This is a genomic window from Neobacillus sp. SAB-20_R2A (genome assembly GCF_049568635.1).
GTDB lineage: Bacteria > Bacillota > Bacilli > Bacillales > Cytobacillaceae > Neobacillus > Neobacillus citreus.
In genome coordinates this window covers 4,144,681-4,164,038 of sequence record NZ_CP145895.1, presented here as the reverse complement: position 1 = coordinate 4,164,038, position 19,358 = coordinate 4,144,681, and the positions used below count along the sequence as shown (strand labels likewise).

The window sequence follows — 19,358 nt, the reverse complement described above, 5'->3', positions numbered from 1 at the left end:
TTTATAAGACCTGAAAATAATTGTAGGTGACTGGGAAATGTATGAAAATTCCATCGGTATTATACTCTCGAAAAGGTTATGGGATAGTATTCTTCTCAAGAAAACAATCCAAATAGAAGGAACCGTTGCTGATCTTTTAAGTAAAAGAGGAGAAGAACTAAAGCTTAGCGTACTATTTTTTAATATTGAAGAGATACATGTAAAAGAACGTAAGGGTAAAGCTTTTATGGTCCAAAACAGTGCAATAATTGACTTAGGTAATCAGGACATCCCTTCCATTGTCTACAATCCCAATCATTATCATCAAAGGAGTCATAAACGGACAATCTTTCAGCTCTCAAGACAGGAGAACTGTACAGTAATCAATGAAAGAGCAAAGCTTAGAAACAAACATTTATTGGAACTGATTTCCTCGAATCAAGATATCAAAAATTTAGTCCCAGTCTCGAATGAACCAATCCACTCCCCCATTATTTTTACAATTCTTGGTCAAAAAAAATCCCGCGGCACATGGCATTTCCCTTTTTTTTACGCAAAAGATTTCAACGGACAATTACAATCATATGAAGAAGCCTGGCACCTGCTGCCGCAAATGCAAATGGACCAGGAACAATTAAAAGAGAAAATACACGACGCGAGCAACATCATTTTAAAATTGATTCAATTTTATTATCCAGGGATATATGAATTAGGCCTTCGATTTTTTCTAAACAAAAAGGGAGATATAAAAATCCTTTCAACAGTGTCGATTGAAAAAGTCGTAAAGGACGCCGCTTCTTGGGACCCAATAAAATACGAGGAGCTCGTCAGTTGGCCAATCGAACTTTCTAGTGAACTTTTAGAATCCTCTGTTGATGCGGAAATGAAACGAGAAAAGCTAATCAGCTTGCCTGAAGGCGTAGAAGCCGATCATCGAAGTGAGGAGTTACCCCTTCATGAAGGAACCTTAAGACCTTTATGGGTAAAACTTACTGTTTTTCCAGATTCAGAGCCGGTATTGAAGTTCCCTTCATCCATTTCAGCTTGGTTAAAAAAACTGCCGGAGGCTATGAAATACGGAGTGAAGGAGGAGGATTGCAGGTCATACCTTTTTGAGGAAGATTCAGGAGCTTTAGATAAAAATTCTTACCATCAGCCTCATGAGTTATTCATTTCTCATTCATTGGCAGAAACACTACAGATTCCTGCAGATCTTATTTTCCAAATCCAAGTTGTGCAGGAGAAAGTCATTTTGGGACCTACCGTTGGATTGCTTTTAGGAGAAAAAAACCATCTATATAACCTAAGTTACATGAAAAAATTTACGAATCGCCTTGGTGCATATAAACGGTTCGGCGGGGTCGTGTTCGCTTTTTCTACTCGTTCCATTGATTGGGATAGAAAAGTGGCCTACGGGATGATGTATGATCCTATTGATAATTGCTGGAGGTATGCTTCAACAACAATCCCCGCTGCCATTTACCGAAGGAATTTCCATCAAAACAAAACCCATTTACAAAAATTAGTGGAAATGACGGATAATCAGGTTTTCAATTCTTACCATTTTAAAAAATCGGATCTTTACCTCCTAAAAAACGAACCGATCATTGAAAAATATTTACCAGATACCTTTTTATTAGAGGACCCGAAAGAATTAATGGAGCTGCTTGTAGAAAAGAAAAAAGTCATCTTAAAACCTGTTAGCCTGTCCCGGGGCCGGGGGATTTTTATTCTTGAAGCAGCAGAAAAAGGTCCTGGCTTTATTTTAACCGATTATAATTTCTCCCCAAAAGTACATCACCATATCAAGAACCTTCAGGAGTTTGAAGGAATATTGAAAAAACTGAATGTTATCCAAAATGGTTATTTGTATCAAACCTATATCCCGCTTTTAAAGGTTCATAATCGCTCATTTGATGTCAGAGTAGTGATGCAAAAGTATAATCGGAACAGATGGCTATGTACTGGAATTGAATGCCGGGTGGCTGGTGAAAATGAAGAATTGACGAACATCGCCAGAGGCGGGAATGCCATGACGCTGGAAGAGGCCATTAAGAAGACGGAAAAAGGTCTTTCTTTTCGTCAGGTACATCGGAGTATACTGAATTTATGCCATAAGTTTTGTGACCTAATGGATCAAAGTAACGAGCACTTCGCTGAATTTGGCATTGATGTTGCCTTGGATGAGCAAGGTTATCCGTGGCTCTTGGAAGCTAACATTTTTCCCAGCTTTAAAGGATTTAAAACATTAGATTACGATACCTTTTTGCGTATTCGATTCCAGCCGCTTTTCTATGCTGTTCAAATACAAGGGTTTAAAATAGATGATTTTATGCCTGTAGAAAGAAAGATTGATAGTAAAAAGATTTATTTTTAATAAACAGAGAAGGGGGTCAGACCCCCTTATTATTTATTTCGCTTTTGCACAATTGTAAATACCGCTCCGCGCTTTTTTCCCAAGTAAATAATTGTCTTACGGTTTCAACACTATTTTCCCCTAATTCTTTTAAAAGCTGAGGCTGATCCAATAAATGAAGCACGTATTCTTTTAATTCATATTCCATTCTTTTGGCATTAAGTAAATATCCGGTTTTACCATGCTGAATAACCTCGGGGATTCCCCCGTTTTTTGCAGCAATGACCGGAACACCGCTGGCCATTGCCTCAAGATTGACCAATCCAAAGGCCTCATTCCCGGTGGATGGAACCAGAACAATATCGGCAGCGGCGAACCACTTATGAATTTGCGTGTGGGGGATAAATGGAACAAAGAGGATATTATCCGTCAGCCCTTTTGCTAACGCATACAAATTCTGAACATATTTTGTTTGTTTGTCTGAACCATATGAGGAACTCCCCGCAATAATCAGTACTGTATCAGGCCTTTTTTCAATAATAGCAGGCAAGGCTTTTATCAGTTTATGAACGCCCTTGGTTCTTTTTAGACGGCCAACAAATAATAGGACTTTTTTGTCAGTAAGCTGATATTTAAATTTAATTGATTCATTTATTTGATTAACCTGCTGTGACCATTTGGATTGAAATTGCCGAATATCAACACCTAAATGATTAACTACAACTTTTTCTGACTTACAGCCAAATATGGTAATGATGTATTCCTTAAGAAAATGGCTGGGAACGATAATTTTATCGGCTTGCTCCAGACATTTACCTGCTTCATCCCTGTTAATCCTAGGCAAAGTAATATATCTTGTCGAGTGAAGAGACAGCCATATTGCCGTCTTTTTAAATTTTTTCCGAACCATAGGAACAAATTTGGGGCGGTTTTCAATTTGAATGATGTCAGGGTTTACGTCCGCCAGTTTCAACAGCACCTTATCCAGATAACTTTTTCTTTTTCGGAAACGGTAATAGGTTATCTTGCCACGCTTTTCAGTAATAGGTAGTTCTTGTGTTTTTTTCCCAAAAATGGTGAAGCTAAGTTCGTGTTGGAGGGTATCTGTTAATCTGTCAACAACGGTTTCAACTGAGCTTGAACGTGGTGAAGGAATAGGAAAAGAACCCGGAGTTATGATAGCTATCTTTAGTTTCATGGACATACAGTATTCCGTCTCCTTTTCAAATTCATTAGTATTAAATTTATATGTTTGTTTTTGAAAACTAGGCTGTATTAAAGGTAAATGTAATGTTTAAAAATATCTTGATTAAAGCGGGAATAAAGGGAGTGAAGAAGGTTGAAGAATCAGATTATTGGGATTGTCATAAGCACAAAGCTTTACCAGGCAATGACCAAAGGAAAGCTATCTCCCATTTTTTCTTTCTATGAGGAAGCATGCGGGGAGAATAATTTGATTCCCTGTTTTATGCGATTCAGGGATTTGCAGCCTGGCCAGTTAAAAATTACCGTTTTTATGAGAGATTACAGTGGAAAATACACACAAAGATTGATTTCTAAACCGGCTATCATTCATAATCGCGGCTATCAGGGATCGAAAGCTGCAAGAAAGAAAATTAAAAGCTTGCAGGAAGAGGGAATCGTTATTTTTAATAAATGGAATCAGTACGGCAAATGGAAAATCTATAAAATTTTAGTTAAAAATTGTTTTATAAAGCCACATTTACCCGAAACAGCAAAATTAACGAAAGAAAACCTGTTGAAACTCCTTGCACACCATCACGAGCTAATCATAAAGCCCAATCAAGGAACATATGGAAAAAGAAATATGAAACTGACACGCTGGAGCGAGGCAGAGCTGAAACTTAAACGTCCTGCCGGGAATTTATTCTTGGAGGAATTGTTGTCTTTGACAGAGCTGTATGAAAAACTTGAATTGATTACAGATGGAAAATTTCTTATCCAGGAAAGAATAGCACTGGCTGAGTATGACCAAAGACCATTCGATATCAGAGTTGCGGTCCAAAAAAATAGGCGGGGAGAATGGCAGGTTACCGGAATGGTAGGCAAAGTTGCGAAAACAGGGAGCTTTGTCACAAATGTTGCTAAGGGAGGGACTTGTTTTTCACTCGATAAAATTATTGGAAATCTGCCGCATCTCCAATACGAACAAGTCTATCGTGATATTGAAAAACTCTCCCTGATGATTGCAAGTGAATTGGGCAATAAATTAGACCTTGTTGATATTGGTCTGGATATTGGTATAACAAATGATGGGTTTCCAATGCTTATTGAATGCAATGCCAGGGACTTAAGGCTTACTTTTCGTCATGCCAAATTGTTTGATATTTGGAAAACAACCTATAGAACACCAATCGAATATGGAAAATTTCTGTTGGAGAACCGAAAGACAATTTCATAAAGCAAAGAAAGGCTGCCTGATGGACAGCCTTTTTTCTGCCATTTTATATTTTTGTATTTGATTTCTTTGCTCTATTTTCCAGTTTGCTTTTTGGCTCTTCAGCAAACTCGGCATCCTGGCCATATCCTTGTGGATTTACACCAGGTGCTTTAGCGCCGCGGTTATTGCTTACCTTTTTGGTCATACAAGTCACCTCCACTTTTTTAGTATCTCCATCCAGAATAATTAAACTCATCTTTCTTCACAATAAAGGTAGAGGTGATCAAATGAACAAGGCTGTTTATTTAGCACTTTTAAGCATTGGACTCGCTCAGGGGATGAAAATTCCGATTCATTATTTCAAAAAGAAGGAATGGCGGCCGGAAGTCTTTTTTGGAACAGGTGGAATGCCAAGCTCCCATTCTGCAGGAGTCGCTACTCTAACCACCTATATCGCATTAAAAAGGGGATTGCCGACCATTGATTTTGCTTTGTCCCTTATCTATGGCTTAATTGTTATGTATGATGCCCAAGGAGTCCGTAGGCAAACGGGTGAACTGACGTTAAGAGTAAATTCAATGAATGAATTAATCGACAAAATCAATGAAAAAGAAAGTGTAGAGTTTAAAGAAAAGCCGCCAACAAAGCTGAAGGAAGTCCTGGGCCATCAGCCTGAGGAAGTGCTAGGCGGCGCGCTTTTAGGAGTATTGGTCGGGATAATTGGTCATAAATGCACAGAAAAAGATAGAAAAATGTCGAAATTTAAGCTAAGATTTTAAAGGGGATATTTCTAGATTTACGGGAGAGGGTTGGATTATCAGTGCGGACGGTTGAGGAGTATTTGCATTACTTGAAGGGAAAAGGCTTCCAATTTCAAGAGGATGCAATCGGCTTTATTTACTTCGGAAAACATTACACAAATGCTTCCGATGAGATGATTATTATAGCAATTGAACTGACCTTAAAAGCACAGAAAAGCTTTGATGGCAGCTTTTATGTTTCCTTACTGGAAACCTTTATCCAAAATCAAATAAACAACAGAAAAGACGCCATCAGTTTTGTGAAAAATCACGAATTGTTGGCAATCTAAAAAAGGAGGCTGACCATTAAAGTCAGCCCCTTTTTAGCTTCCGATACTCTTGTTTTTTCTTAATATGAAGATTTTCTTAGCCGGCAGTTCGGCGAAAATCATTCCCATAAAAATAAGGATGCAGCCAATTAAAGCGCTGGAGGATAAACGTTCCTGCGCCCAGAAATAGCCCGTAATGGCTGCAAAAACCGGCTCCATGGCAAAAATAAGGGCAACCCTTGTTGCAGATGTATACTTTTGAAAATTTGTTTGAATAAAGAAAGCAATTGCTGTTGCAAAAATACTGGTAATAACCAAAGCAATCAAAACATCTTGTGATAATAAAATGTCAGTCCGAAATGACTTCCGCCAATCTTCAAAAATGAAAGAAGAAATAGTCGAAAGATTAGCAACAGTTGAGATTTGGATAACAGTCAAAAGTAAAGTAGGATATCTGCTTGAGAATTTTCCTGTTAAAATAATATGCATCGCAAAGCTGATGGCACAAACAAAAACAAATCCATCACCAATATTTAATGCTGATATATCCGTCAGGGTCAGCAGAAACAAGCCAACAGTCGCCGTAAAAACACCAAAAATCGCGTTTTTACCTGGAATTTGTTTCATTAAAAACATCGAAAATAAAGGGACAAGAACAACACTGAGCCCGGTGATAAAACCGGCTTTCGAAGATGTTGTATACAAAAGGCCGATTGTTTGCGTAACATAACCCAAATAGAGCCAAAACCCAATAAAAACTCCGGAAATAATTAATTTTATATTTATTTGTTTAAGCTGCTTTCTTTCAAATAGGATTAAAGCGAAAATGAGCAAAACTGCGGCAATAAAGAAGCGTATTCCATTAAACGCAAATGGCTCCAAAAAGTCTATCGCATTTTGCACTAAAACAAATGTCATTCCCCAAATCATTGTCACTAAAAGCAGGCTTAAATCTGCGAACAGTGGTTTTTTCATGGTGCTTGTGCCTCCGTTTTCAAAATTCCCCCATCATTACCTAACTGAAAGTTTATCATATATTACTTATACGTTGCAGGAAAATATTTTCTATGACGCTTCTGGGTATGATATAAATGAATTTATATAAATAGATACATTATTTACCATAACAATCAATTAGAAAGGTTGAATATCAGTGAAATATAAGCTTGAATGGGTGCATAAATTAAAAAGTAATGAAAAAGTGAAATGTACTTCCGACTGGGCTTCCGCTGAAACAGCTGTCCAGCTTGGGGAAGAGCTCGAGCGATCGGGGAAAGCGGTCGACCTGTATTTTTATGATGAAAAAGGGACATCTTGGATTTTAAAGGAAATGAAAAAGCTGCTGACAGAGATAGAAGAGGAACCTCAAGAAATAACCGTTTATTTTGATGGCGGATTTCACAAGGAAACCAATCGGGCTGGTCTTGGCGCAGTTATCTTTTTTCAGCAGGGAAAAAAGAAATACCGTATTCGCGCCAATGAACTTTTTGATGAAATGGATACAAACAACGAGGCAGAATATGCCGCTTTTTATTTTGCCCTTAATATTTTGGAAGATCTAGGTGTGCAGCATCAATCATGCGAATTTAAAGGTGACTCCCAGGTCGTATTAAAACAGCTGGAGGGTGAATGGCCTTGTTATGAAGAAAACTTGAACCGTTGGCTGGACCGGATTGAGGAAAAAATTAAACAACTTGGCATTTATCCAAAATACACAGCTATCCCACGAAATGACAATAAAGAAGCTGATAAGCTTGCAACCCAGGCGTTGGAAGGAAAAAATATCTTTGCGAAAACGATTATTCTATAATGGAACGGGGTGTCTAATCTTTGTGAAAGAATCAGCCAGAAAAGCTCTTTTTACTCAAGTGGAACATTTGCTGAATGAATACTGTGAAGGCTGTTTTGTACATCGGCAGCTAAAAAGGGAAGGGGGCCGGAGAACGGCCCACCGGTTTTGCATTTCACAATGTACCGTCGGGCAAAAAATTCAGGAATATGGAAAAAGGCTGACGTAAAAAAGGCTGACAATCCTGTCAGCCTTTCAAGATTTATGATTGATTATAATTTTACAACGTTAGCAGCTTGAGGTCCGCGGTTTCCTTCGACGATTTCGAAAGAAACTTCTTGGCCTTCTTCTAATGATTTATAGCCGTCGCCTTGGATAGCGCTGAAGTGTACGAATACATCGTCTCCGCCTTCAACTTCGATAAATCCGAAGCCCTTTTCGTTGTTGAACCATTTTACTTTACCATTTTGCATGTACTTCTTCCTCCTAAGCCTTTCAGGACACCCTCATATATGGTGCCAGAGAATAAATATTATCATGGAACAAAACAAGAGCATAAGCAAATGTATTCGATTTCATGATGCTTTAAATATACAATATCAAATATGGCCAGTCAAGAAATGGAGGTAGGTTTTTCCTCAAAAATTAAAACGTTTTTTGAATGATGGACATAAAACAAACCTTTCCTCAATATGTTTAACTAATAACTTTTCCATGCTGGGGTGGGGATGTAAGTGTTTCGATTTTCAATTGAGGGCGAGGAATGGATATTACGGTTCTCTCCGCAGGTTTCGATTGAAGAAGTTGAAAAACAAGCGATAATTATGTCGTTGCTCCATATCGGGGAGGAGCTTGGAAAATTTCCACATGGCAGCGCCTTTATCATGTTTACGAAGAAAATAGGCGCCATTATATTTGATGTAGAACGAATGCCCTCTCTTATCTTAACCGTTTCAAATATTATTCCGGAAGAGAATTGGTATAGTCAGGAGGCATGAGTTAACCAGCTCAGGGAAATACAATCATAAAAACCCTTTCAGTTTTTTCTAATCTGAAGGGGGTTTTTTGTGTGTGGAATTTTCGTGTCCAAACTATACGGGGAAGAGCAATAGATGTAAAATGATAGGCGGAGATGTATTAACAAAAGGGAGTAATTATGATGAAACTAATCATTGCCGAAAAACCTGATCAAGGCTCTACCCTTGCATCCATCTTTAAACATAAAAGACAAAATGGTTTTATTGAGATTTTTCCAAACGAGCTTTTTCCTGATGGGGGCTATGTTACTTGGGCCATTGGGCATATTTGTCAATTAGTTCAGCCAGAGAAATATCAGCTGGAATGGAAGAAGTGGTCCTTAACGAATCTGCCGATTATACCAGAGCATTTTAATTATGAAGTAACGAAGGACAAAGCGAAGCAATTTGCTGTGATAAAAAAATTAGTATCCGACCCGCAAGTGACCGATATTATCCATGCCGGTGACGCAGGAAGGGAAGGGGAACTAATTATCCGCAATATTTTAAGACTGACAAATTGCCGTAAGCCAATGAAAAGGCTGTGGATTTCTTCGCTAACCCCCAATTCTATTCGGGAAGGCTTTAAAAAGCTGCTGGAAGAAACAGACACCCGAAATCTTTATTTTGAAGCCTATACCCGGGCCTGTGCAGATTGGGTAGTGGGAATGAATGCTTCAAGACTGTACAGCCTGCTCCTTCAGAAACAGGGCTTTTCTGATGTTTTTTCAGTGGGAAGAGTACAAACTCCTACGCTAGCATTGATTGTAAAGAGGGAGTTAGAGATTGAAAATTTTAAATCTGAACCGTTTTGGGAAGTTGTGGCACAATTTTTAATTAATGATAAAAAGTACACGGGCAAATGGCAAAACGACGGTGAAACTCGTGTTAACACCAAGGAGATGGCAGAAAAGGTAGCAGCATTTTGCCGTGGGAAGAACGCGGAAGTGGACGATGTTCAATGTGAGCGGAAAGAGTTTTTACCGCCGCTTCTCTATAACTTATCTGCATTGCAGGCTGATGCCAATAAACGTTATAAATTTTCACCGAAAAAAACTTTGGATGTTCTGCAGCAGCTTTACCAAAAAGGATATGTATCTTACCCTCGTTCCGATTCTCGTTATGTGACGAAAGAGGAAGCGGCCAATTTCCCCGATACTCTAAAAAAATTAAGCCATCTAAAAGAATATCAAGGCTTTTTCCCATTACCTGTTGATTCAATAGCGGAAAATAAAAGATATGTAAACGAGAAAAAAGTGACAGACCACTATGCGGTTATCCCGACGGAACAAATACCGAATATTGAAAAGTTATCCGCTGATGAACAAAAACTATATGACCTGGTGGTTAAGAGTTTAATTGCCGCTCATTACCAAAAGGCCATTTTTGAATATACGACCGTCATTACGTTAGTAGATGGGCGGGCAAAGTTTGTCTCGAAGGGGAAAGTGCAAATTGATGAGGGCTGGAGGAAGGTCATCAATCAAAAGGAACAGGATGACGAGCCGTCGCTGCCGCCGCTGGCAAAAGGGGAACAAGGCAAAACAATCAAAGTGGACGTGAAGGAAAGCCAGACACAACCTCCAAAGCGTTATACTGAAGGACAGCTGATTACACTGATGAAGACAGCCGGCAAGCATATTGAGGATAAAGAGCTGGAGAAAATTCTGACCAAGACCGAGGGGCTTGGAACAGAGGCGACAAGAGCTGGAATTATCACCATGCTCAAAGACAGGGCATATATCGAGGTTAGAAAAAATCTGGTTTACGCAACGGCAAAGGCTAAAATTCTCATTGAAGCGGTCGGCAAGGAAATTCTCGCATCGCCGGAAATGACCGCAAAATGGGAGCAGAAGTTGAAGGAAATTTCAGAGGGCTCAGCCTCCCCAAAGCAATTTATGGAGCAAACGAAAAAGATGGTTCACCATTTAATTACGACCGGAGTTGATCAGGCGGTTAATTGGACGTTTTCTAAGGAACTAAGCGAAAATTTCACACCTGGTAAACGGGGGGCAAAGAAAACTCAGACTAAGCTTGGACCATGTAAGAAATGTGACGGTACGATGGTCGACAAAGGAAGTTTTTACGGCTGTACGAACTATCAAAAAAATAAGTGTAACTTTACGATTTCAAAAAAAATTCTTGGGAAAAATATAACGCAGAAAAATGTAAAGCTGCTTTTGACAGAAGGAAAAACCGAGGTCATTGAAGGCTTTACCAATAATGAGAAAACCTTTAATGCCAGACTGTATTTAGATGAGAAGGAAAAGCGAGTGAAATTTATATTTGAAAACGCAACTGTCTAAAGGTTGGCTGAGGAGTTATTGTGATAAAGAATCTTGTCACTCTTATTTTTCTATAGTAAACTTTTAGGTGATTCTGTTTAATGGAGGGTATCGGATGCCAACACCCAGTATGGAAGATTATATTGAACAAATTTATAATTTGATAGAAGAAAAAGGATATGCCAGGGTTTCCGATATTGCCGAAGCATTGTCCGTTCATCCCTCCTCGGTAACAAAAATGGTTCAAAAGCTCGATAAAGATGATTATTTGGTGTATGAAAAATATAGAGGCTTCAGCTTAACAACAAAAGGGAATAAAATTGGCAAACGGCTAGTTTTCCGCCATGATTTGCTTGAGCAATTCCTTAAAATCATTGGCGTGAAAGAGGAAAACATCTATAAGGATGTAGAGGGAATTGAGCATCATTTGAGCTGGGATTCCATTGATCGGATCGGTGATTTGGTCCAGTTTTTTGAAGAAGACGAAAAACGGATAGACGCCTTAAGAGAAATTCAGAAAATAAATGAGAATGAATAATGAAAGAAGAGGCGGTCAGATGACTGCCTCTTTTAGCAAATAGGGGGCGAGTTTTCATTTAAAATAGGACTGGATAATGGTCAAAGCTATCTTCCTCAGCAGGGCTTAAATAGGCATTTCCGCTTCCATCCTCCTGCATTTGTATGCCTGCTAGTAATCCGCTCTCTGCTTCGAGTAATGCTTTTCGATATGAGATTACACGCCCCTCAGAGGTAATGAAACTAATAATTTCCCCAAGATGATTGCGGTGAAGTCCGACAATGGATTCGATTCTATATCCCTCCTTTTCCACCTCTATTTTGGTCATAACAATCAAAAAAAAAACATCGGGAAATCCCGATGCTTTATCCCCAAAAAAATGGGGTTTCCTGATAGACATAATAATTGAGCCAGTTTGAAAAGAACAAATGGCCATGAGAGCGCCAGCGATTAATTGGAGGCTGGGTCGGGTCGTTATTTGGAAAATAGTTTTCCGGCATGTGAATTTCGAGGCCCTTAGATAAGTCTCTGTCATATTCCAGTGCTAATGTATCAGATTCATATTCTAAATGACCGGTAATCATGACATGCCTTCGGTCTGTTGAGGCGATTAATAATGCGCCTGCATCCTCGGAAGCAGCTAATAATTTTAACTGAGGGTTGCTTTTGATGGCCTCAATTGAAACATCCGTATAGCGTGAGTGCGGTGCATAGAATTGATCATCAAAGCCCCGTAATAAAATATCATTTTGTTCAAAAATTCGATGGGAATAAATACCGGAGCATTTCCGTGTAAGCTCGAATTTTCTAATTCCATAATGATGGAAAAGCGCGGCTTGTGCTCCCCAGCAAATATGTAGTGTCGAGGTAACATTAGTTTTGGTCCAATCCATGATTTCGGTTAATTCCGACCAATATTTAACCTGTTCGAATTCTAATAACTCGACAGGCGCACCGGTAATAATCATCCCATCAAATTTTTGATTCTTAACTTCAGAGAAGGTTGTGTAAAACATCTCTAAATGCTGCTTGCTAGTATGAGTGGATTCATACGAGGATGTTTTTAAAAATTTGACATTAACCTGGAGCGGAGAGTTTCCCAATAGCCTTAACAGCTGCGTTTCCGCTTTTTCCTTCTCTGGCATTAAATTTAAGATTAAAATCTTTAATGGCCGGATATCTTGGCTCGTCGCCCGTTCATCGTCCATGATAAAAATGTTTTCCTGGTCTAAAACTTCCCGGGCTGGAAGCAGTTTCGGAATGTTAATAGGCAAGTGACCATCCCCTTTACAATTAAAAAAGTTATATTCATTTATACAATGGTTAATAAAAGAAATCAATGAATATTTTTAAAATTTGATAATTCTATTATAAACATTATTCTAAATTCAGAAAAGATAATAATTTGTTCATAATTATCTGTCGGAATGAAAACGCCTTTTTGATACAATTTAAAGGTAGTTACTTTTAAATATAAAGATTGCGGGGGATTGAATTGGCAATGGAGATTAGTGTGAAATCGGACATTGAAATTGCTCAAGGCTCAAAAATGCTGCCGATTGTAGATGTTGCAAATAGGCTGGGGCTTGAAGAAGATGATCTTGAACTGTATGGCAAATATAAAGCAAAGCTGTCCACCGATGCACTGGCCAAATTAAAAACAAAAGAAAGCGGGAAAATTATTCTCGTAACGGCGATTAGTCCAACCCCTGCCGGAGAAGGGAAATCGACGGTCACTGTTGGATTGGGAGATGCTTTTAATCGGATTGGCAAAAAAACGATGATTGCGATACGGGAGCCGTCCTTGGGTCCGACGATGGGCATTAAGGGAGGGGCTGCCGGAGGAGGCTATGCTCAAGTTCTCCCTATGGAGGATATAAACCTGCATTTTACCGGCGACCTTCATGCAATAACGACGGCAAACAATGCCCTTGCTGCGTTTATTGATAACCACCTTCAGCAAGGGAACGAGCTTAATATCGATCCGCGCAGAATTGTTTGGAAAAGAGCGGTAGATTTAAATGACCGGGCCCTCCGGAAGGTTATTGTAGGTCTTGGCGGACCGCTTCAGGGAATGCCAAGGGAGGATGGCTTTGACATCACGGTTGCGTCTGAAATCATGGCAGTATTATGTTTAGCAACAGATATAAAAGACTTGAAATCACGGTTAGCGAGGATGGTAGTCGCCTACAATTACAATAAGGAACCAGTAACGGTCGGTGATTTAGGGGTTTCAGGGGCATTAACTTTGTTATTAAAAGATGCGGTAAAACCAAACCTTGTCCAAACCATTGAACATACGCCGGCCCTAGTCCACGGCGGTCCTTTTGCGAATATCGCACATGGCTGTAACAGTGTGATTGCGACACTGACTGCAGCAAAATTAGCTGATTACGTGGTCACGGAAGCGGGTTTTGGGGCCGATTTGGGAGCGGAAAAGTTTTTACATATCAAATCGAGAATAGCCGGGATTAAACCTGAGGCTGTTGTCATTGTCGCTACCATTCGGGCTTTAAAAATGCATGGCGGTGTGGCGAAGCAGGATTTAGCAGAGGAAAATATTCCGGCGCTGACACTTGGCTTTGCCAATTTGCAAAAACATATTGAAACGATTAAAAGCTTTGGGCTGCCGGTTGTTGTCGCCGTAAATAAATTTATCACAGATTCCGACCTTGAAATCCAGACACTGCTAGAATGGTGCAAACGGGAAAACGTCTCCGCCGCTTTGACAGAGGTTTGGGAAAAGGGAGGCGAAGGCGGAATTGAACTGGCTGAGACCCTTTTGTCTGTCATAAGTAAGGAAAAGAACAATTTCCACCCTTTATATGACATGGCAGACCCGATTGATAAGAAGATAAGAACCATCGTCCAAAAGGTTTACGGCGGCAAAGATGTTGAGTTTTCGCCAAAAGCAAAAAAACAAATGCAGGATTTTGAAAAAAATGGCTGGTCCTACTTAGCTGTTTGTATGGCGAAAACGCAGTATTCCCTATCGGACGATCCGGCAAAGCTTGGCAGACCATCAGATTTTACCGTTACGGTAAGGGAATTCAAACCATCAATAGGTGCAGGATTTATCGTTGCTTTAACCGGTGAGGTTATGACGATGCCAGGCCTGCCGAAAAAACCGGCGGCCTTGAATATGGATGTAGATGAAAATGGGAATGCGGTAGGTCTATTCTAAAGGAGTCGAAGAGCAGTATGTTTGATCCAACAGCCTTTGATAACATGAAGGTCGTAATCGAAGGCGCCCTTTATGATTTGGATATGAGCGGTGAAATCCTTGTAACCGATCGCAATGATTGGCTTAATCTAGCGAAAATGTCCCGATTGTTTACGATCAGCTTTGGTTTAAGAGAAAGCAGGCTTCCGATACATGCGAAAATGGAATTAGAAGCAAGGCTTAACAACTTAGCAGCGGAACTCCTTCCAGAGTCACTTTCAGAGCAGAATGCCGGGTGCTATGTGAAGCTGCAATTTTCACTCGAACTCCCTGAAAACCAAAGGGATTTTTACGGATTATATAAAATTTTCCGAAATATTTGGGGGGAAACAAGGAAAATCTCCCAGTCTGTTGAATATAACCCTTTAGAAAAGTCAAAAAATATCCGCTTAGTCATTTCCATTGACTTTGAGAGAATTGTCAAAGAGGAGCAAATGGAGGACTTTGCTGAGATGACGGAATTTATGATTGCCACTTTACAACAACTTGAGGAATACGGAAGTGGCAGCTAAAGGGGGAGACTTGGATGTCAATCTATCAGTTTAAGGCGAAAGCTATAGATGGAGAGGAAATTTCACTAAAGCAATTTGATGGGAAGGTTCTGCTCATTGTCAACACTGCCAGTAAGTGCGGTTTTACACCTCAGTATCGGGAGCTTCAAGGACTTTATGAAGCGTATAAAGAAAAGGGTTTCTCGGTTCTGGGTTTTCCTTGCAATCAGTTTATGAGTCAGGAGCCGGGGACGGAAGCAGATATTAAATCCTTTTGTGAATTAAATTACGGCGTCACCTTTCCGATGTTTGCAAAGGTCGATGTAAATGGCGTATACGCTCACCCGCTGTTCGTCTATATAAGAAAGCAGACACCGGGAATCTTGGGTTTTAATACAGTCAAGTGGAACTTTACAAAATTTCTTGTTGACCAAAAAGGAAATGTTGTAAAACGTTTTGCACCGAACGTAAAGCCAAGTGAGATTGCCAAAGATATCGAAGCACTACTTAGCTAATGACAAGCCGGCATTTTGCCGGTTTGTTTGTTTTAGGTGTTATAAATATTTACAATATTCAGAACTACAGTTACTATTAGTAGTAGGTACTAAAATTCCAGCAAGGGGAGATGACCGTGGTTAAAACGGCATGGGTGACTGATAGCACCGCTTATTTAGACGCAGAATTAAAAAAACATCCTGATATATATAGTGTTCCATTATCCGTTATTCTTGACGGAGAGGTATTTGCAGATGGGATTGACTTGTCTTCACATGAATTGTTTGAGAGGTTAAAGCACCTTAAAAGCCCGCCTAAGACATCCCAGCCTTCAGTGGGGGCTTTTCAGGAAGTGTTCGAACGGCTTTCTAAAGATTATGACCAAATTGTTGCTGTCCATCTTTCCGGGAAGCTGAGCGGTACAGTTTCTTCCAGTGAGCAAGCCGCAAAGCTGGTGGATATCCCAGTAACAATTTTTGATTCAAATATTCTTACTCTGCCAATGTCGGCATTGATGAAAAAAGGAATGGAATTATTGGCGGAAGGTCATAATCTCGAACACGTCATCAAAAAAATGGGAGAAATAAGAGATACAAACGAAACATACGTATTGATTGGAAGTCTCGAGCAGCTTCACCGCGGCGGCAGAATGTCGGGCGTGCAATTCTTTCTGGGCAGCATGTTAAACGTCAAGCCAGTGATTTCATTTGATAATGGAGCCTTGTATGTGAAGGAGAAAGTCCGCACCGAGAAAAAGGCCAAGGATAAAATTCTCGAATATTTTAAACAGGCTTATGAATTGCATCACTTTAAAGAAGTGTATTTATTGTATGGTCTGCATGAAGAGCATACAGTTGATTGGCGGCAGGAAATACAAACACGCTATCCGGAACTGAATGTACTTGATGCACCATTAGGGGCCGTCATCGGTGTCCATGCAGGGGAAAATACACTCGGCATCAGCTGGTTTAATGGATTAAAATAAAAATGCTATAAAAAGATAACCTCGCTTTTTCGGGGTTATTTTTTCTTGTTTGGCTGATATTCGTGTTAAAATAGCAAGGATAAAGGCAGGTGCTAAATTTGATAGACAAAATTATAGAGCAGACGGAAGAATTTGTCCGCAATCAATTAGGTGAGGATTCGACCGGTCATGACTGGTTCCATGTGGACCGTGTCAGACGGAATGCCATATATATTAGCAAGGCAGAACAGCAGGGCGACCCATTTATCATAGAAATGGCTGCCTTGCTTCATGATATTCCTGATGAAAAGCTGAATTATAGCGAAGAAGCAGGGAAACAGAAACTTGAGAGCTTTATGGAGACGATCCCCCTCAAGGAAGTTGAAAAAAATCACATTAGGGAGATAATTTTTTCTATTTCCTATAAAGGCGGTCATGGCAGCAAGCTTTCATCGGTGGAAGCAAAAATTGTTCAGGATGCAGATCGGCTGGATGCCATCGGCGCGATAGGCATTGCAAGAGCCTTTGCTTACGGCGGCAAAAAAGGGCAGTCCATCTATGACCCGGCTATCATGGTGAGGGAAACAATGAGCCAGGAAGAATATCGAAAAGGAAAATCAACGAGCATCCATCATTTCTATGAAAAATTATTAAAATTAAAAGATTTATTGAATACCGAGACGGCAATGCAAATGGCAGAGCCAAGGCAGCAAATGATGCAATCGTTTTTAGAACAATTTTACCGTGAATGGAATGGTCAACAATCATGAAAATGCTGACAGTCGAAAATGTTTCAAAAACATACGGAGAAAAGCAATTATTTTCTACTATTTCGTTTACCATCGGCGAAAAAGAACGTGTCGGGCTGATTGGAGTAAATGGAACTGGAAAATCTTCATTGTTAAAAATCGTGGCAGGTTTAGATGTGCCTGATGAAGGAAAAATCATTTCCGGTAAAGATTATTCCATTACTTACCTGTCGCAGCAGCCTGATTTTGAAATGGACCGGACTATACTAGAACAAGTTTTTGATGGGGATGCGCCAATCCTTAAGCTGATGCGGGAATATGAAAATATACTTATGGAGCTAAATGCTGCACCAGATGATGTGAAACTTCAGGATGAACTTTTCCGTCTGCAGAAGCAGATGGATGCTTTGGACGCCTGGGATGCAAGCACAAATGCCAAGTCGGTCTTAACAAAATTGGGCATTGAAGATTTTACCCAAAGAGTTGGCAGTTTGTCCGGGGGCCAGAAGAAACGGGTTGCGTTGGCACAGGTATTAATCGCTGAACCCGATTTGCTTATATTGGATGAACCGACAAACCACCTCGATTTTGATAGCGTTAAGTGGCTTGAGGATTACTTGAGCAGATATAAGGGCTCCATCCTCCTCGTCACCCATGACCGCTACTTTTTGGATCGGGTTACCAATCGGATGTTTGAGCTTGATGGCGGCAATTTATACAGCTATAAAGGCAATTATGCCGCTTTTCTGGAGGCTAAAGCGATCCGCGAGGAAAATGAGGCGGCCACATTTGAAAAAAGAAAGAACCTGTTCAGACGAGAACTGGAATGGATCCGGCGCGGGGCAAAGGCGAGGACGACGAAACAAAAGGCGCGGATTCAGCGTTTTGAAGAGCTTGACGAAAAGCTCTCAAGCGGAAAGTCGTCAGGTGAAAGGCTTGATATTTCTTTGAATGGCAGCCGCTTAGGTAAGCAGGTATTTGAACTAAAAGATGCATCCAAGCGGTATGGTGAAAAGGCAATCCTTAACCACTTTGATTTGCTTGTCAAACCGGGGGACAGAATTGGCATTATCGGTAGGAACGGAACTGGTAAATCGACATTATTAAATATCCTCGCGAAGCGCATCCCTCTTGATGAGGGAGAGTTTAATTTGGGTGCTACTGTGAAAATCGCCTACTATACCCAGGAAAGCGAGGATATGGATGAAAATAAGCGGATGATTGAATATATTAAGGAAACAGCGCAAATCGTCGAGACATCAGACGGGAAGACGATTTCCGCGGCACAAATGCTCGAGCGCTTTTTATTTCCTCCATATACGCATGGGACGCCAATTCGCAAGCTGTCGGGGGGGGAGAAACGCCGTTTGTATTTATTGAAAATCCTGATGACAGCACCGAATGTCTTGCTGCTTGATGAGCCGACCAACGATCTTGATACTCAGACATTGACGGTTTTGGAAGACTACCTTGAGGAGTTTCCAGGTGTCGTGATTACTGTTTCCCACGACCGATATTTTCTTGATAAAGTCGCCGAACAGCTTTTAGTTTTACAAGGCGAAGGGCAGATTGATTTCTTTTTCGGGAATTATACGGAGTATTTAGAAAAGGAAACGGTTGCCAAGGAAGTTATGAAACCGGCATCCACATCCACTCCTTCTTCAAAAGCCCATGAAAAGGAAAAAAAGAAGAGAATGACCTTTAAAGAGAAAAAAGAGTGGGAAGAAATTGATGAAATTATTTCCAAAACTGAAGCGAGGCTTGAAGAAGTTGCGATCGAAATGGCGGGAGCGGGCAGCGATTTTTCAAAATTGCAGGATTTAATGAAAAAGGAAACTGAGCTAAACGAAAAATTGGAGTATTTAATCGAAAGATGGTCATATTTGGCCGAATTAGCTGAAAATGAGTGAGAGTACGCCTTAGTGCGTGCTCTTTTTTGTAACTTGGAAATATATCTACAAAAATTAGGCAGATATCTACAATTTTTTTGTGATATCTACATTTCTTGAAATTTATCTACAAAA

Annotated in this window: 21 protein-coding genes; 15 read left to right on the top strand and 6 right to left on the bottom strand. The window is 40.1% G+C overall.

The annotated features are described in order from the left end of the window. Positions 1 to 37: 37 nt before the first annotated feature. Positions 38 to 2,356: a YheC/YheD family protein gene (locus V5M37_RS20275; RefSeq protein ID WP_423798902.1), complete on the top strand. Its 2,319-nt coding sequence runs from the start codon at positions 38 to 40 to the stop codon at positions 2,354 to 2,356. Between the two features lie 16 nt (positions 2,357 to 2,372). Here the strand turns inward: V5M37_RS20275 and V5M37_RS20270 are convergent, their stop codons facing one another. Further along, positions 2,373 to 3,539 (bottom strand): glycosyltransferase family 4 protein, encoded by a 1,167-nt coding sequence (locus V5M37_RS20270; RefSeq protein WP_423798901.1) that lies wholly within the window; start codon positions 3,537 to 3,539, stop codon positions 2,373 to 2,375. A 135-nt stretch (positions 3,540 to 3,674) separates the two neighbouring features. On the opposite strand from V5M37_RS20270, the gene V5M37_RS20265 reads away from it, so the two are divergent. After that, positions 3,675 to 4,757, top strand: coding sequence for a YheC/YheD family protein (locus V5M37_RS20265; RefSeq protein ID WP_423798900.1), 1,083 nt, complete (start codon positions 3,675 to 3,677; stop codon positions 4,755 to 4,757). 43 nt (positions 4,758 to 4,800) lie between these two features. Here V5M37_RS20265 and sspL read toward each other — a convergent pair whose 3' ends face one another. After that, positions 4,801 to 4,941: a small, acid-soluble spore protein L gene (gene sspL, locus V5M37_RS20260; RefSeq protein ID WP_213120425.1), complete on the bottom strand. Its 141-nt coding sequence runs from the start codon at positions 4,939 to 4,941 to the stop codon at positions 4,801 to 4,803. An 82-nt stretch (positions 4,942 to 5,023) separates the two neighbouring features. On the opposite strand from sspL, the gene V5M37_RS20255 reads away from it, so the two are divergent. Beyond that, positions 5,024 to 5,515, top strand: coding sequence for a divergent PAP2 family protein (locus V5M37_RS20255; RefSeq protein ID WP_423798899.1), 492 nt, complete (start codon positions 5,024 to 5,026; stop codon positions 5,513 to 5,515). 41 nt (positions 5,516 to 5,556) lie between these two features. Then, on the top strand, positions 5,557 to 5,826 hold the full coding sequence (locus tag V5M37_RS20250) for a DUF6123 family protein (RefSeq protein ID WP_423798898.1): 270 nt from the start codon (positions 5,557 to 5,559) through the stop codon (positions 5,824 to 5,826). Positions 5,827 to 5,859: 33 nt separating this feature from the next. Here V5M37_RS20250 and V5M37_RS20245 read toward each other — a convergent pair whose 3' ends face one another. Next, positions 5,860 to 6,780 (bottom strand): DMT family transporter, encoded by a 921-nt coding sequence (locus V5M37_RS20245; RefSeq protein ID WP_423798897.1) that lies wholly within the window; start codon positions 6,778 to 6,780, stop codon positions 5,860 to 5,862. Between the two features lie 178 nt (positions 6,781 to 6,958). Here V5M37_RS20245 and V5M37_RS20240 point away from each other — a divergent pair, with 178 nt between their 5' ends. Further along, positions 6,959 to 7,615: a reverse transcriptase-like protein gene (locus V5M37_RS20240; RefSeq protein ID WP_423798896.1), complete on the top strand. Its 657-nt coding sequence runs from the start codon at positions 6,959 to 6,961 to the stop codon at positions 7,613 to 7,615. Continuing rightward, complete coding sequence (locus tag V5M37_RS20235) at positions 7,536 to 7,823, top strand: zinc-finger domain-containing protein (protein ID WP_423798895.1); 288 nt, start codon at positions 7,536 to 7,538, stop codon at positions 7,821 to 7,823. Before V5M37_RS20240 ends, V5M37_RS20235 begins: the two co-directional genes overlap by 80 nt. Before the next feature lie 43 nt (positions 7,824 to 7,866). Here V5M37_RS20235 and cspD read toward each other — a convergent pair whose 3' ends face one another. Beyond that, positions 7,867 to 8,067 carry a cold-shock protein CspD gene (cspD, locus tag V5M37_RS20230; RefSeq protein WP_023627628.1) on the bottom strand — a complete coding sequence of 67 codons (201 nt, stop codon included), beginning with the start codon at positions 8,065 to 8,067 and terminating at the stop codon, positions 7,867 to 7,869. Positions 8,068 to 8,328: 261 nt separating this feature from the next. On the opposite strand from cspD, the gene V5M37_RS20225 reads away from it, so the two are divergent. From V5M37_RS20225 to mntR, 3 genes are all read left to right on the top strand, one after another. Beyond that, positions 8,329 to 8,592: a hypothetical protein gene (locus tag V5M37_RS20225; protein WP_213145087.1), complete on the top strand. Its 264-nt coding sequence runs from the start codon at positions 8,329 to 8,331 to the stop codon at positions 8,590 to 8,592. A 161-nt stretch (positions 8,593 to 8,753) separates the two neighbouring features. Further along, positions 8,754 to 10,916, top strand: a complete 2,163-nt coding sequence (locus V5M37_RS20220; RefSeq protein WP_423798894.1) for a DNA topoisomerase III — start codon at positions 8,754 to 8,756, stop codon at positions 10,914 to 10,916. 94 nt (positions 10,917 to 11,010) lie between these two features. Next, entirely contained in the window at positions 11,011 to 11,433 is a 423-nt protein-coding gene (gene mntR, locus V5M37_RS20215; RefSeq protein ID WP_378583869.1) for a transcriptional regulator MntR, read from the top strand. A gap of 58 nt (positions 11,434 to 11,491) precedes the next feature. Here the strand turns inward: mntR and V5M37_RS20210 are convergent, their stop codons facing one another. Further along, a complete protein-coding gene (locus tag V5M37_RS20210; protein ID WP_423802654.1) occupies positions 11,492 to 11,740 on the bottom strand; it encodes a hypothetical protein in 249 nt (82 codons plus the stop codon). A 37-nt stretch (positions 11,741 to 11,777) separates the two neighbouring features. After that, positions 11,778 to 12,686 carry a homoserine O-acetyltransferase MetA gene (gene metA / locus V5M37_RS20205; protein ID WP_423798893.1) on the bottom strand — a complete coding sequence of 303 codons (909 nt, stop codon included), beginning with the start codon at positions 12,684 to 12,686 and terminating at the stop codon, positions 11,778 to 11,780. Positions 12,687 to 12,913: 227 nt separating this feature from the next. Between metA and V5M37_RS20200 the strand changes: the two genes are divergently transcribed. From V5M37_RS20200 to V5M37_RS20175, 6 genes are all read left to right on the top strand, one after another. After that, entirely contained in the window at positions 12,914 to 14,596 is a 1,683-nt protein-coding gene (locus tag V5M37_RS20200; RefSeq protein WP_423802653.1) for a formate--tetrahydrofolate ligase, read from the top strand. Between the two features lie 17 nt (positions 14,597 to 14,613). Continuing rightward, complete coding sequence (locus tag V5M37_RS20195; RefSeq protein ID WP_423798892.1) at positions 14,614 to 15,147, top strand: hypothetical protein; 534 nt, start codon at positions 14,614 to 14,616, stop codon at positions 15,145 to 15,147. Between the two features lie 14 nt (positions 15,148 to 15,161). Beyond that, positions 15,162 to 15,641, top strand: a complete 480-nt coding sequence (locus V5M37_RS20190; RefSeq protein WP_423798891.1) for a glutathione peroxidase — start codon at positions 15,162 to 15,164, stop codon at positions 15,639 to 15,641. 116 nt (positions 15,642 to 15,757) lie between these two features. Beyond that, positions 15,758 to 16,606 (top strand): DegV family protein, encoded by an 849-nt coding sequence (locus V5M37_RS20185; protein ID WP_423798890.1) that lies wholly within the window; start codon positions 15,758 to 15,760, stop codon positions 16,604 to 16,606. A gap of 98 nt (positions 16,607 to 16,704) precedes the next feature. After that, on the top strand, positions 16,705 to 17,355 hold the full coding sequence (locus V5M37_RS20180) for an HD domain-containing protein (protein WP_423798889.1): 651 nt from the start codon (positions 16,705 to 16,707) through the stop codon (positions 17,353 to 17,355). Next, a complete protein-coding gene (locus tag V5M37_RS20175) occupies positions 17,352 to 19,244 on the top strand; it encodes an ABC-F family ATP-binding cassette domain-containing protein (protein WP_423798888.1) in 1,893 nt (630 codons plus the stop codon). The genes V5M37_RS20180 and V5M37_RS20175 overlap by 4 nt, the downstream gene beginning before the upstream one ends. The last annotated feature ends 114 nt before the right edge of the window (positions 19,245 to 19,358 follow it).

Bases quoted from the DNA above. Each gene is read 5' to 3' on its own strand.
- V5M37_RS20275 (WP_423798902.1), top strand. From the start codon at position 38: ATGTATGAAAATTCCATCGGTATTATACTCTCGAAAAGGTTATGGGAT.
- V5M37_RS20270 (WP_423798901.1), bottom strand. From the start codon at position 3,539: ATGTCCATGAAACTAAAGATAGCTATCATAACTCCGGGTTCTTTTCCT.
- sspL (WP_213120425.1), bottom strand. From the start codon at position 4,941: ATGACCAAAAAGGTAAGCAATAACCGCGGCGCTAAAGCACCTGGTGTA.
- V5M37_RS20255 (WP_423798899.1), top strand. From the start codon at position 5,024: ATGAACAAGGCTGTTTATTTAGCACTTTTAAGCATTGGACTCGCTCAG.
- V5M37_RS20245 (WP_423798897.1), bottom strand. From the start codon at position 6,780: ATGAAAAAACCACTGTTCGCAGATTTAAGCCTGCTTTTAGTGACAATG.
- V5M37_RS20235 (WP_423798895.1), top strand. From the start codon at position 7,536: ATGACAATAAAGAAGCTGATAAGCTTGCAACCCAGGCGTTGGAAGGAA.
- cspD (WP_023627628.1), bottom strand. From the start codon at position 8,067: ATGCAAAATGGTAAAGTAAAATGGTTCAACAACGAAAAGGGCTTCGGA.
- V5M37_RS20220 (WP_423798894.1), top strand. From the start codon at position 8,754: ATGAAACTAATCATTGCCGAAAAACCTGATCAAGGCTCTACCCTTGCA.
- mntR (WP_378583869.1), top strand. From the start codon at position 11,011: ATGCCAACACCCAGTATGGAAGATTATATTGAACAAATTTATAATTTG.
- V5M37_RS20210 (WP_423802654.1), bottom strand. From the start codon at position 11,740: ATGACCAAAATAGAGGTGGAAAAGGAGGGATATAGAATCGAATCCATT.
- V5M37_RS20200 (WP_423802653.1), top strand. From the start codon at position 12,914: ATGGAGATTAGTGTGAAATCGGACATTGAAATTGCTCAAGGCTCAAAA.
- V5M37_RS20195 (WP_423798892.1), top strand. From the start codon at position 14,614: ATGTTTGATCCAACAGCCTTTGATAACATGAAGGTCGTAATCGAAGGC.
- V5M37_RS20190 (WP_423798891.1), top strand. From the start codon at position 15,162: ATGTCAATCTATCAGTTTAAGGCGAAAGCTATAGATGGAGAGGAAATT.
- V5M37_RS20175 (WP_423798888.1), top strand. From the start codon at position 17,352: ATGAAAATGCTGACAGTCGAAAATGTTTCAAAAACATACGGAGAAAAG.